At 62.1% G+C, this 13,045-nt stretch carries 8 protein-coding genes and 1 rRNA gene; 3 read left to right on the top strand and 6 right to left on the bottom strand.

Annotation, left to right across the window (positions count from 1 at the left end):
- Nucleotides 1-87: 87 nt before the first annotated feature.
- A 16S ribosomal RNA gene (locus CIT40_RS04655) occupies nt 88-1,576 on the bottom strand.
- Between the two features lie 1,153 nt (nt 1,577-2,729).
- Here CIT40_RS04655 and CIT40_RS04650 point away from each other — a divergent pair.
- Together CIT40_RS04650 and CIT40_RS04645 are read left to right on the top strand one after the other, a co-directional pair.
- Nucleotides 2,730-4,796 (top strand): M23 family metallopeptidase, encoded by a 2,067-nt coding sequence (locus CIT40_RS04650; RefSeq protein ID WP_094895943.1) that lies wholly within the window; start codon nt 2,730-2,732, stop codon nt 4,794-4,796.
- Between the two features lie 148 nt (nt 4,797-4,944).
- Nucleotides 4,945-6,564: an NHL repeat-containing protein gene (locus CIT40_RS04645; RefSeq protein ID WP_094895942.1), complete on the top strand. Its 1,620-nt coding sequence runs from the start codon at nt 4,945-4,947 to the stop codon at nt 6,562-6,564.
- A gap of 119 nt (nt 6,565-6,683) precedes the next feature.
- Here CIT40_RS04645 and CIT40_RS04640 read toward each other — a convergent pair whose 3' ends face one another.
- The 4 genes from CIT40_RS04640 to clpB all read right to left on the bottom strand — a co-directional run bounded on the left by CIT40_RS04640 (nt 6,684) and on the right by clpB (nt 10,921).
- Nucleotides 6,684-6,821, bottom strand: coding sequence for a hypothetical protein (locus tag CIT40_RS04640; RefSeq protein WP_155525986.1), 138 nt, complete (start codon nt 6,819-6,821; stop codon nt 6,684-6,686).
- A 55-nt stretch (nt 6,822-6,876) separates the two neighbouring features.
- A complete protein-coding gene (locus tag CIT40_RS04635; protein ID WP_148667166.1) occupies nt 6,877-7,056 on the bottom strand; it encodes a hypothetical protein in 180 nt (59 codons plus the stop codon).
- A gap of 20 nt (nt 7,057-7,076) precedes the next feature.
- On the bottom strand, nt 7,077-7,976 hold the full coding sequence (locus CIT40_RS04630) for a hypothetical protein (RefSeq protein ID WP_094895940.1): 900 nt from the start codon (nt 7,974-7,976) through the stop codon (nt 7,077-7,079).
- Nucleotides 7,977-8,281: 305 nt separating this feature from the next.
- Complete coding sequence (clpB, locus tag CIT40_RS04625) at nt 8,282-10,921, bottom strand: ATP-dependent chaperone ClpB (RefSeq protein WP_094895939.1); 2,640 nt, start codon at nt 10,919-10,921, stop codon at nt 8,282-8,284.
- A 253-nt stretch (nt 10,922-11,174) separates the two neighbouring features.
- On the opposite strand from clpB, the gene CIT40_RS04620 reads away from it, so the two are divergent.
- On the top strand, nt 11,175-11,963 hold the full coding sequence (locus CIT40_RS04620) for an MOSC domain-containing protein (protein WP_094895938.1): 789 nt from the start codon (nt 11,175-11,177) through the stop codon (nt 11,961-11,963).
- A 125-nt stretch (nt 11,964-12,088) separates the two neighbouring features.
- Here the strand turns inward: CIT40_RS04620 and CIT40_RS04615 are convergent, their stop codons facing one another.
- Complete coding sequence (locus tag CIT40_RS04615) at nt 12,089-12,883, bottom strand: TIGR02594 family protein (RefSeq protein WP_094895937.1); 795 nt, start codon at nt 12,881-12,883, stop codon at nt 12,089-12,091.
- Nucleotides 12,884-13,045 lie beyond the last annotated feature (162 nt).

Raw genomic sequence — 13,045 nt, 5'->3', positions numbered from 1 at the left:
AGCTCAACAATCCTGACGATTGTTGGCCACTGATGTTTCTAAAACGATCCGATAGTGAGCCGAAGCTCGCTGAAGGATCATCCTTAGAAAGGAGGTGATCCAGCCGCAGGTTCCCCTACGGCTACCTTGTTACGACTTCACCCCAGTCGCTGACCCTACCGTGGTTAGCTGCCTCCCTTGCGGGTTAGCGCACTACCTTCAGGTAAAACCAACTCCCATGGTGTGACGGGCGGTGTGTACAAGGCCCGGGAACGTATTCACCGTGGCGTGCTGATCCACGATTACTAGCGATTCCAACTTCATGGGCTCGAGTTGCAGAGCCCAATCCGAACTGAGACGGCTTTTTGAGATTTGCGAAGGGTCGCCCCTTAGCATCCCATTGTCACCGCCATTGTAGCACGTGTGTAGCCCAGCCCGTAAGGGCCATGAGGACTTGACGTCATCCCCACCTTCCTCGCGGCTTATCACCGGCAGTCTCCTTAGAGTGCTCAACTAAATGGTAGCAACTAAGGACGGGGGTTGCGCTCGTTGCGGGACTTAACCCAACATCTCACGACACGAGCTGACGACAGCCATGCAGCACCTGTGCTCCAGGCTCCGAAGAGAAGGTCACATCTCTGCGACCGGTCCTGGACATGTCAAGGGCTGGTAAGGTTCTGCGCGTTGCGTCGAATTAAACCACATGCTCCACCGCTTGTGCGGGCCCCCGTCAATTCCTTTGAGTTTTAATCTTGCGACCGTACTCCCCAGGCGGAATGCTTAAAGCGTTAGCTGCGCCACTAGTGAGTAAACCCACTAACGGCTGGCATTCATCGTTTACGGCGTGGACTACCAGGGTATCTAATCCTGTTTGCTCCCCACGCTTTCGTGCCTCAGCGTCAGTATCGGGCCAGTGAGCCGCCTTCGCCACTGGTGTTCTTGCGAATATCTACGAATTTCACCTCTACACTCGCAGTTCCACTCACCTCTCCCGAACTCAAGATCTTCAGTATCAAAGGCAGTTCTGGAGTTGAGCTCCAGGATTTCACCCCTGACTTAAAGACCCGCCTACGCACCCTTTACGCCCAGTGATTCCGAGCAACGCTAGCCCCCTTCGTATTACCGCGGCTGCTGGCACGAAGTTAGCCGGGGCTTATTCTTGCGGTACCGTCATTATCTTCCCGCACAAAAGAGCTTTACAACCCTAGGGCCTTCATCACTCACGCGGCATGGCTGGATCAGGGTTGCCCCCATTGTCCAATATTCCCCACTGCTGCCTCCCGTAGGAGTTTGGGCCGTGTCTCAGTCCCAATGTGGCTGATCATCCTCTCAGACCAGCTACTGATCGTCGCCTTGGTGAGCCATTACCTCACCAACTAGCTAATCAGACGCGGGCCAATCTTTCGGCGATAAATCTTTCCCCGTAAGGGCTTATCCGGTATTAGCACAAGTTTCCCTGTGTTGTTCCGAACCAAAAGGTATGTTCCCACGCGTTACTCACCCGTCTGCCGCTGACGTATTGCTACGCCCGCTCGACTTGCATGTGTTAAGCCTGCCGCCAGCGTTCGCTCTGAGCCAGGATCAAACTCTCAAGTTGGACTTGAACTTTGAACCGGCTGATCACAACGTTTGACGAGGTCCCACCATTATCGACCGAAGTCGATGTGCTGCCTGCGATTCACATCGCGGGCAACGATGGTGTTTCCTTGAAAACGTGTACCGCCGAAGTCTTTCGTCCGGTCCCGATCCAAAAAGCCGAAGCTCTTTAAATGCGAGACCCGCAAGGACTCCGCCGTCCACGTTTCTCTTTCTTCATCTTCACTTGTCAAACAGCCCGGGACCAGGAGGCCCCAACCTTCCAGAGTGGAAGGGTTCCGACACCCTTACCGACGACGAATGAACTCCAACCGATTTGTGTCGGCTGTTGTGCACTCAACGAGGTGAGGAGCATCAGTGGCGCGTTCGCTCGCCTTGGTCAGTGACCCGGCGGCGCCGCGCTCAGTGGTCGGGTTATAGGCCCCCGCACTCGGGATTGTCAACGCCCATCGTCAACAAATCGTCGCACAGTTGATTGTCGCAAAAAACAACGCGTTTCCAGAGGGTTACAGGGGCCGCAAACGCGCCGATCCGATCGGGTCGGCGAAAAAACTTGAAAAAAGTTTGGGCCCCAGGGGGCTCCGGAGCCGGCCTGGGAGGGGTTGTGGAGCGCCCCTTAGGGAGCGACCTGTTAACCCCCAGCGGAACGGCCTGACGAGTGGCTGGCGCGCGGGTCGGGCGGCTTGGGCAGATGCTTGGGCCAGATACTCTGCCAGGAAAGTCGGGAGGGCTTGAGGAGCGGCTTGCCGTACCTTTGCGCCAGGAAGCGGCTTGCGGCCTCCTGTCGGGAGGCCCCTGCCCCCCGGACGTTCAGGAAACTTTTTCCATGACAGGCGCCGTACTTGAGCCACAATCCCGCGGCGTTCTGATAAGAGACAAGCTTGAATCGCAGGGATGCCAGTGGGGGCTGCCGGCGGTTTTCATGGGGTCAGAGGAAGGCGATCTTGCAGATGACGCGGCCTTCCTCCGACATTCGAGAGACATCGAGAGAGCTTTTTCCGTCCAGCTGTTCGTAATTTCGGCCGGGCCCTTCGCGGGGCCTTCTGAGCGCGAACGCCTGCGCGGCTTGCCTTTTCCCGGCGATCCCCCTTCAAGAGGGCGGCCAGGGACGAGGTTAGAACCGGGCTTCTTGGGTCGTTGATTGGGGGACTTGAGTGAACCACAGGACATCACGCGGCGCTTACGGGCGTGAGACCGGGATCATCGATCTCGGCCACGAGCCGCCGCTGTCCGTCGACGGTTCCGAGGCCGCCGTGATCGATCGCCGCCGCGTTTCGGTGCAATGGTTCAGCGGGACAATCCTGACCGGACTCTGCGGCGCAGCCTTGATCGGCGGCGCCGTTTTCGCATCGCTCGACGGCGAGATGACCTTCGCCAAGGTGCCGGAGCGGGTCGAGGGCGCGCTGCGCGGCGCATTCGGCGCCGCCGATCGCGCCGCCACGCTGCACAAGAGCGACCGCCTGCCGCCACCGAGCGAATCCACCGCGTCCCGCAATATCGTGCGCGTCTCCACCGTCGCCCGCGTCGGCAACCGTGACGTGATGCGGGTGCGCCCCTTCGTGCGGATCGCCGGCAATCTGTCGATGACGACGAGCGACCTGTCGGCGAAGATCCCGCCGTTCAACGCCCAGCGCCTGCTCACCGATGTCGGCTCCGATCCGAAGGCGGCAGCGGAAGACCCGAACAATCCGGAAGCCGTCGAGCCCGACGCGGAAGTCTCCTTCGTCACCAAGGACCTGTCGGCGGTGCTGCCGAAGGCCAAGATTTCCGCCGTGGTCGCGCTCGACGACATCCTGATGCGGGTGCGCGACGCCGCCAACTGGCGCGGCAATGGCGGGGTGCGCTACGCCTCGCTCGCCAACGCCGCCGCCGACATCTCGGGCGCGACCGGCCCCTCCGACATCCGAAGCGCCTACGCCGCCGAAGCCTCGCCATCCGATCCCTATGCCGGCTTCGAGACCCGCGTGGTGCCGGAAAACGTGACGCTGCTGCCCAAGACCAAGGAGCAGATCACCGGCGGAAATCCCAACGGCGAACGCATCCATCTGGTCAAGAAGGGCGACAGCGTCGCCTCGGTGCTGCGCGATCTCGGCGCGAACGCCGACGAGATCAAGGCGATCACCGCGACGCTCGGCCCCCGCGGCCGCGACGGCGGCATCAAGGAAGGCGAGAAGCTCCGCATCCTGATGGCGCCGGCGAGCCCCGGCGCCCGCCTCCAGCCCTACCGTGTCGTCGTCGCCAACGAGACCATGGTCGAGGCGATCGCGGCGCTGTCCGATCTCGGCAAATACGTCGCGGTCGACGTCTCCAGCATGAATACCGTCGCCGACGCCGCTGCCAGCACCAGCAGCGAAGACGACGATGATGACGACGGCTCCGGCGTGAGGCTCTACCAGAGCATCTACGAGACCGCGATGCGCAACAAAGTGCCGATGCCCGTCATCGACGACATGATCAAGATCTACTCCTACGACGTGGATTTCCAGCGCAAGGTGCAGCCGGGCGATTCCTTCGACGTGTTCTACGCCGGCGAGGACGAGGGCGTGACGTCGAGCGAAAAGAACGACGTGCTGTTCGCCTCCCTCACCGTCGGCGGCGAGACCAAGCGATACTATCGCTACCAGAGCCCCGACGACGGCGTCGTCGACTACTATGACGAGACCGGCAAGAGCGCGAAGAAGTTCCTGGTCAGGAAGCCCGTCAACAACGCCATCATGCGCTCGGGCTTCGGCGGCCGCCGCCACCCGATCCTGGGCTATGTGAAGATGCACACCGGCGTCGACTGGGCCACCTCCTACGGCACACCGATCTTCTCTGCCGGCAATGGCGTGATCGAGAAGGCGCAACTCGAGGGCGGCTACGGCAAATACATCCGTATCAAGCACAACAACGGCTACGAGACCGCCTACGGCCACATGTCGGCCTTTGCCAAGGGCATGGAGCCCGGCAAGAAGGTGCGCCAGGGCCAAGTGATCGGCTTCGTCGGCTCGACCGGCCAATCGACGGGCCCGCACGTCCACTACGAAATCCTGGTCAACGGCCGCTTCGTCGATCCGCTGCGCGTGAAGCTGCCGCGCGGCCGCTCGCTGGAAGGCACCGTGCTGGCAAGCTTCGAGAAGGAGCGCGACCGGCTCGACAGCATGATGAGCGGCCGCGGCGGCGCGATCGCCCGCATGTCGGACGCAACTGGCGGCCCCTTGCAGGTCAGCAACCGGCAGTAGCGACCGGCCGGCATCGGCCTGACCTCTCCAGAAGCGATCCGAACGCGGCGTCCTCGCGCAAGGCCCGCGTCGCAGCGTCACAATTTAAAGTTTCGTTTGCCAAAGCGGCATCAGCGGCGAATACTTTCCAAAAACGGGAGGTTTCGCCATGAACAACAGGCTCGCCTGCGCAGCATTCGTCGCAGCCCTTTTTGCCACCACGAGCGTATCGGCCGAGACCTGGGAGGTCACCAAGCTGGTCCAGGGCTCGGCATTCCATGGCGTGCACGGGCTCGGCATCGACAAGGCCGGGCGTCTGTTCGCCGGCAGCGTCGCCGGCGCGGCGCTCTACGAGGTCGACATATCCGCCGGTACCGCCAAGGTTGCAATCCCTTCTCCGGTCGGAATGGCCGACGACATCGCGTTCGCGCCCGACGGCACCATGGCCTGGACCGGATTCCTGACCGGCGATCTCTATGCGCGCAAGGGCGACGGCCCGATCAAGAAGCTCGCATCCGGCCTTCCCGGCATCAACTCGCTCGCCTTCCGCAAGGACGGCAGGCTCTACGCCACCACCGTTTTCCTCGGCGACACGCTCTACGAGATCGACGTCGAGGGCGTGAAGCCGCCGCGCCAGATCATGGAGAAGATGGGCGGCCTCAACGGCTTCGAATTCGGTCCCGACGACAGGCTTTACGGTCCGCTCTGGTTCAAGGGCCAGGTCGCAAAAGTCGACGTCGACAAGGCCGAGCTCACCGTCGTCGCCGACGGCTTCAAGGTCCCGGCCGCGGTGAACTTCGATTCCAGGGGCAATCTGTGGGTGGTCGACACCGCGCTCGGCCAGCTCGTCCGGGTCGATCCCAAATCAGGCACCAAGACCACGGTCGCGCAGCTGAAGCCGTCGCTGGACAATCTCGCCATCGACGACAAGGACCGCATCTACGTCTCCAACATGGCCGACAACGGCATCCAGGAAGTCGATCCGGCGACCGGCCAGGCCAGGCAGATCATCATCGGCAAGCTCGCGCTGCCCGGCGGCATCGGCGTCACGTCGGACGACGGCAAGGATACGATCCACATCGCCGACGTGTTCGCCTATCGCACGGTGGACGGTACGACCGGCGAGGTCACCGAGAAGGCGCGCATGCACGCCGACGGCACCACGCTCGAATATCCCATGAGCGCGACGGCGAGGGGCAACGACGTGGTGCTGTCGAGCTGGTTCACCGGCACGGTGCAGGTGATCGACGGCAAGACCGGCGCCACCCGCGACATGCTGCACGGCTTCAAGGCGCCGCACGACGCAATCGTGCTCGCCGACGGCAGCATCTTGGTCGCCGAGCTCGGCACCAAATCGCTGGTCAAGGTGAGCGGCGAGCACGGCAAGGACCGCACCACTGTGATCGGCGACCTCGAAGGCCCGGTCGGCCTCGTCCGCGGCAAGACCGACGAGGTCTACCTCACCGAGGCCTTTTCAGGCACCGTGTCCCGGATCGATGCCAATGGCGAAAAGACCGTGGTCGCCAAGGAGCTGAAGATGCCGGAGGGCATCGCGCGCGCTGGCGACGGCACGCTGATCGTGGCGGAAGTCGGCGCCAAGCGGCTGATCGCGATCGCGCCGGATAGCGGCACGGTCACCGAGATCGCGGCCAATCTCCCGATTGGGCTGCCGGGCACACCGGGTGGATTGCCGAGCAACATTCCGACGGGAGTGGGCGTCGGGGCGAATGGCGTGATCTACTTCTCGTCGGACGTGGAGAATGCGATCTATAAAGCGGTGAAGAAATAATTCCAGGCGCGATCCATTGAGCCGACCGACTTGGCACCTGACGGCCGCGTATCATCTAGATAGGTGACGGCTGCCAGACAGTGCGTTGTTATCCGTCCTTCGCCCATGAGTCTCCAAGCTCAGGGCTCGATAGTCACCGTCCACTTTTGTCCGTCCTTGCTCTCAAGCGTGACTTTTTTTGTCGTCTCCTTGTCGAGCGCGTCAACCGCCAGCTTTTTCGCGTCGTCAGCCGATAGATCCGTTTTCGTCTCTGGCATGGCTCCCTCAATCAATTTCGGACAATGAATAATCTCGGCGTGGATTTACCGCACGCTATGCAACGCCCGTCGCGGGCGCTGGCGGTGTATCGTCAGTCGTGAAAACGACATCATACCCCGCCCCAGCCTTGGTAATCTCAATCTTTCTCGCAGATGGCTGACCGATGAAGAACTCAATCTGAGTTTTCAATTCATCCTTGTCGTCAAATTGTACTGGCACTTCTGTAAGTGACATTTTGTGACCCTCCTTAGACTTCACATTGGATCGCCTGCTTTTGCGGCGCACTGTATCATGATCAATCTCACGCCTCGACTACCGGGATCGAGTGCATAAGCAGCTGGAGCTGACTTGAAGCCCAGCGGAATTAAACATTGCGATAGAATCGCCGTCCGAACCCCGTTCTTGGTGCTGTTCGGCGCCAGATATTTTTGCACCAACTTAATGGTGTCGTCCTTGGCGTCGAATTTTCCTCCTTGAAGCCTCATGACCAGTTCTTTTTTGTCAGAGGCATCCTTTGCGGCTTCTCCGGCTTCGGCGGCGGCCTTGATGAGCCCCGCGGTCAGCGTACCTGCACGATAATAGTCCTCCAGATCATGCAATGCGGCAGAGAGAGGATACAACCTCGGCGAGAGATCGACTTTACTGAATATGCGTGCAGCGACGATGTCGCGCTTCGCCTCCATTTGCGCCTGAACAATCTGAATTGTCTTATTGACGAGAAGTTCTGAGTCATAAAAGCCGCGGCTCGCATTTACGCCGCCAGCAAGAGCGCTCAAGGTCCTTACAGTATTCGCTGGTGTAAACACAGCGCCGGCAGTCGTGAGCCCTTGCGTAACCAATGCTGTTGTAAATCCAAACTCTCCACGTTCTTTTGTTAGAGAAGACTCAAACTCCGTGTATTCGGCATCGATAATGTACATTCTCAAAGCAATGTATTCGGTGCGATGAAATTTTCGATCATCATCGAGAAACGCCAGCCGATAGCTCTCCGCGATATCTGGCAATCTTTCGCGGGCCATTACCAATTCGTCGGCAACCGAATACAATCGAGCCGGACGCCCTTGAAACGTCTCACACCCTGCAACCGCCAGAGTCGCGGCTAAGAGGCCGATTGCCAAAACGACTCTGCGACGCAACGCCCCCACGCCACGCATCTCACGCCCCCTTAACTCCCCGTTAGGGATTGTGGCGACGGCGTGACGAATTGTTCAAGAAGATTCGCACAACCATAGGGATAAAGCGCTTTACGTGTTATATTTTGACAACACTTCTTTTGCGTGCAGTGCGTCAAAATTGTAGATGACGTGCATATGTCGGTAAGGCCGTACTGCGAAGGGTGCACGCCCTCGGCAAGCCGCGCTGCGCATCCACAATCAGCGAACGAACCATCACAAAAAATCGCCCCAGAGAGGGTGGCCTCTCCGGGGCGTTTTATCTTTTCAGCCTTCGGCCGACGCTCTCAGTTCAGCTTGCGCTTCGCCGGCGGCGCCTCGAACTGCGCAATCTCGGCGGTCTGCGGCGCCTTGCCGTTGAAGGTCAAGACGTTGCCTTCCGAGGAGATCGCGACGCTGTCGCCGTCCTTGACGTCGCCGGCCAGGATCATCTCGGCGAGCGGGTCCTGGACGTGGCGCTGGATCACGCGCTTCAGCGGCCTTGCGCCGTAGGCGGGGTCCCAGCCCTTTGCGGCGAGCCAGTCGCGGCCGGCGGCGTCGAGCGTCAGCACGATCTTGCGATCGGTCAAGAGCTTCTGCAGCCGCGCGAACTGGATCTCGACGATCCGGCCCATCTCGCTGCGCTGCAAGCGGTGGAACAGGATGATCTCGTCGACGCGGTTGAGGAATTCGGGGCGGAAATGCCCGCGCACCATTCCCATCACCTGCTCGCGCACGGCCGAGGTGTCCTCGCCCTCCGGCTGGTTCACCAGGAATTCCGAACCGAGGTTCGAGGTCATGATGATCAGCGTGTTGCGGAAGTCGACAGTGCGGCCCTGGCCGTCGGTCAGGCGGCCGTCGTCGAGTACCTGCAGCAGGACGTTGAAGACGTCAGGATGCGCCTTCTCGATCTCGTCGAACAGCACCACCTGGTAGGGCCGGCGCCGCACCGCTTCGGTGAGCGCGCCGCCCTCGTCATAGCCGACATAGCCCGGAGGCGCGCCGATCAGTCGCGAGACCGAATGCTTCTCCATGTATTCGGACATGTCGAGGCGGACCATCGCGGTCTCGTCGTTGAAGAGATACTCGGCGAGCGCCTTGGTCAGCTCGGTCTTGCCGACGCCGGTGGGCCCCAGGAACATGAACGAGCCCATCGGCCGGTTCGGGTCCTGCAGGCCCGCGCGCGAACGTCGCACGGCGGTCGCAACTGCATGCACGGCTTCGGCCTGTCCGACGACGCGCTTGCCGAGGGAGTCTTCCATCCTCAGGAGCTTGTCTTTCTCGCCCTCCAGCATCTTGTCGACGGGCACGCCGGTCCAGCGCGAGACCACCTGCGCGATGTGGTTGGCGGTGACCGCCTCCTCCATCATCTCGCCGGAGTTCTCCTTGGCCTCGATGTCGGCAAGCTGCTTCTCGAGCTCGGGGATCCGGCCATAGGCCAATTCGCCGGCCTTCTGGAATTCACCGCGCCGCTGGGCGTTGGCGAGATCGACGCGCAGGCCGTCGAGCTCGGCCTTCAGCTTCTGGGCGTCGGAGAGCTTGTTCTTCTCCGCACTCCAGCGTGCCGTCAGCGCCGCGGACTTCTCCTCGAGGTCGGCCAGCTCTTTCTCCAACGTCTGCAGGCGGCTCTTCGAACCGGCATCGCTCTCTTTCTTCAATGCTTCCTGTTCGATCTTGAGCCGGATGATTTCCCGATCCATCGAATCGAGCTCTTCCGGCTTGGAATCGACCTGCATCTTCAGCCGCGCCGCGGCTTCGTCCATGAGGTCGATCGCCTTGTCGGGCAGGAAACGGTCGGTGATGTAGCGGTTGGACAGCGTCGCCGACGCCACGAGCGCGGAATCGGTGATCCGCACGCCATGGTGCTGCTCGTACTTGTCCTTCAGGCCGCGCAGGATCGAGATGGTGTCCTCGACCGAGGGCTCGCTGACGAAGATCGGCTGGAAGCGCCGCGCCAGTGCGGCGTCCTTCTCGACGTGCTTCTGGTACTCGTCGAGCGTGGTCGCGCCGATGCAGTGCAGCTCGCCGCGGGCGAGCGCCGGCTTCAACAGGTTCGACGCGTCCATCGCGCCGTCGCCCTTGCCGGCGCCGATCAGCGTGTGCATCTCGTCGATGAACAGGATGAAGGTGCCCTCGCTCCCGGTCACTTCCTGGAGCACGGCCTTCAGCCGCTCCTCGAACTCACCGCGGTATTTTGCACCCGCGATCAACGCGCCGAGGTCGAGCGAGAGCAGCTTCTTGTCCTTCAGGCTCTCCGGCACGTCACCGTTGACGATGCGCAGCGCGAGGCCCTCGGCGATGGCGGTCTTGCCGACGCCGGGTTCGCCGATCAGGACGGGATTGTTCTTGGTCCGGCGCGACAGCACCTGGATGGTGCGGCGGATCTCCTCGTCGCGGCCGATGACCGGATCGAGCTTGCCGTCACGCGCAGCCTGGGTCAGGTCGCGGGCATATTTTTTCAGCGCGTCGTACGCGTTCTCGGCCGTGGCCGAATCGGCCGTACGTCCCTTGCGCAGCGCCTCGATCGCGGCATTGAGGTTTTGCGGGGTGACGCCGCCCTTGGCGAGGATCGCGCCGGCCTCGCTGGTCTTTTCCAGCGTCAGGCCGAGCAGCAGCCGCTCGACCGTGACGAAGCTGTCGCCGGCCTTCTCACCAGCCTTTTCGGCGACATCAAAAGTGCGGGCGAGCTCGGGCGCCAGATAGATCTGGCCGGCGCCGCCGCCGGAGACCTTCGGCACCTTGCCGAGGGCGTCCTCGGTCGCCTTCAGGATTGCGCGGGAATTGCCGCCGGCGCGGTCGATCAGACCGCCGGCCAGCCCCTCGCTGTCGTCGAGAAGCACCTTGAGGAGGTGCAGGGTCGAAAATTGCTGGTGCCCCTCGCGCATCGCGAGCGACTGCGCGGACTGGATGAAGCCCCTGGAGCGTTCGGTATATTTGTCGATATTCATCTTTTCTGTCCCTCGGCCTGCCCCTGGAGCCCTCTAAGGCACTCCAAACGGCATCTTCATTGGGTTTCCGATGACCGCATTGACGTTTCTCAACCGGTAACGGTCGTATTTTGCCGATGTTGCCACCGGCCTGAGGCAGATGTGGGAAGCAGGTCGCAGATGCGAAAGAGGCGAGTTCACAATTTCGTGCGCCGATCCGCCGGCTGGCGGGGCCGGGTCGAATCCCTTAAGTAGCGGCATGACCCCTACCGCAATGCCAGTCAGCCACACTGCCGAAATCACCGGCCTCTACCGCTACCCGATCAAGGGCCTGACGCCGGAACCGCTCGCCCGCGTTCCCTTACGGCCCGGCCAGACTCTCCCCGCCGACCGCCGCTACGCCATCGAGAACGGTCCGAGCGGCTTCGATCCGGAGCAGCCGGCGTGGAAGCCGAAAATCCAGTTCCTGATGCTGGCACGCAATGAGCGGCTGGCCGAACTCGACAGCCGCTTCGACGACACCACCAATGTCTTGACCATCCGCCGGGACGGCCAGACCGTCGCCAGCGGCGACCTCGGGACCGCGGCCGGGCGCGCCACCATCGAGACGTATTTCAGCGAGAACTTTCAGCCGGAGTTGAGGGGCGCGCCCAAGCTCCTGTCCGGCCGCGACCACAGCTTTTCCGATGTCGCCCGCAAGGTGGTCTCGATCATCAACCTCGGCAGCGTCCGCGCCATCGAGGATATGCTGGGCGGCGCCGCCGTGCATCCGCTGCGCTTCCGCGCCAATCTCTACCTGAAGGGCTGGCCGGCCTGGTCCGAGCTCGATCTCGTCGGCCAGACGCTGGCGATCGGCGCGGCACGGCTGAAGGTGGTCAAGCGCATCGTCCGCTGCCCGGCCACCAATGTCGACCCGGTGACGGCCAAGCGCGATCTCGAGATCCCGCCGACACTCTCGCGCAACCTCGGCCACATGGATTGCGGCATCTATGCCGAGGTGATCGAGGGTGGCGAGATCGGCGTCGGCGATGCCGTCGCGGTGGAAGAGCCGAGACTGGTGTGAGCTGGCACCCGCGCCGTAGGGTGGGCAAAGGCGCCTTTGCGCCGTGCCCACCACTTCTCTGAGTTCGCAGAAGCCGTGGGCACGCTTCGCTTTGCCCACCCTACGAGACCAGCGCTGTCGTCACCTCAATTCGGCATCACATAGGCATAGATCCGGCCGCGCGAGACCGGGGCTTCGCGGACGCGGTTGCCGTTATTGCCGGAGATCATGATCGGATTGCCCTGCGCGTCGATGCCGGTGATGATGCCGACATGTCCGCCGCGGCGGCCGCGCGACATCACCGCGATGGCGCCGACCTGCGGACCGGAGACGCGCGTGCCGTAATGGGCGAAGGAGTTCGCCATGTCGGAGCCGGTGCCGCGATGACCGGTCTTCTCCAGCACCATGTTCATGAAGCGCGCGCACCACAGGCTGCCGCGCCCGGTCGGATTGCCGCCGACATAACGCCGCGCTTCCGAGACCAGGCCGGAGCCACCGCCGAAGCCTCCGCTCATAGCGGCGTTGTCGCCGTTCCCCGCATGGCTCATCTGCACGGCCGGGCTCATGTTGCGCGCGCGGCTGATGCGGCCAGCGCGGCTCATATTGCGCCCCTGTCCCATCTCGGCGCCACCCCACGAGGTCATATTCGAGCCCATGGTGCCGTTCGTGTTGAAGGTCATGCCGCCGCCATTGGCATTCGGATCGTAGCTGGCAAACGTATTGCCGAAACCCGAGGACTGAAGTCTCGCAGCGTCGCGTTCGAAGCGCGAGGAATAGCGATGATGATATCTGCTGGCGTGATGCACGTAAGCGTGCCGCTCTGCGCTGTGACGATGATGAGGCCGCGCGGAGGCCGGAGAAACGAATACGGCAAATGCCGCGGAGAAAATCGCCAGCGCGACAACACAACGCGACAGGCGATACGCAAACAACTCAACCATTCTTCATCCTTCGTTGACACCCCCATTTCCCGTCGACCCGTGCAAGAGTCGACATCCAGCTGGCCGTTAAGCCGCCGGATGTGGCGAGAAAAAGACGCCGCGCCGCGTGAATGGCTGCGATGATTTTGTGCCGATACTGGATCGAGGCTGCCGCATTGCGGA

This window comes from Bradyrhizobium amphicarpaeae (genome assembly GCF_002266435.3).
In the GTDB taxonomy this organism is placed as follows: Bacteria; Pseudomonadota; Alphaproteobacteria; order Rhizobiales; family Xanthobacteraceae; genus Bradyrhizobium; species Bradyrhizobium amphicarpaeae.
Note: the sequence above shows the minus strand (reverse complement) of the source record. Positions and strands in the feature narration are given on the sequence as shown.

Bases quoted from the DNA above. Each gene is read 5' to 3' on its own strand.
- clpB (WP_094895939.1), bottom strand. From the start codon at position 10,921: ATGAATATCGACAAATATACCGAACGCTCCAGGGGCTTCATCCAGTCC.
- CIT40_RS04615 (WP_094895937.1), bottom strand. From the start codon at position 12,883: ATGGTTGAGTTGTTTGCGTATCGCCTGTCGCGTTGTGTTGTCGCGCTG.
- CIT40_RS04620 (WP_094895938.1), top strand. From the start codon at position 11,175: ATGCCAGTCAGCCACACTGCCGAAATCACCGGCCTCTACCGCTACCCG.
- CIT40_RS04640 (WP_155525986.1), bottom strand. From the start codon at position 6,821: ATGCCAGAGACGAAAACGGATCTATCGGCTGACGACGCGAAAAAGCTG.
- CIT40_RS04635 (WP_148667166.1), bottom strand. From the start codon at position 7,056: ATGTCACTTACAGAAGTGCCAGTACAATTTGACGACAAGGATGAATTG.
- CIT40_RS04630 (WP_094895940.1), bottom strand. From the start codon at position 7,976: ATGCGTGGCGTGGGGGCGTTGCGTCGCAGAGTCGTTTTGGCAATCGGC.
- CIT40_RS04645 (WP_094895942.1), top strand. From the start codon at position 4,945: ATGAACAACAGGCTCGCCTGCGCAGCATTCGTCGCAGCCCTTTTTGCC.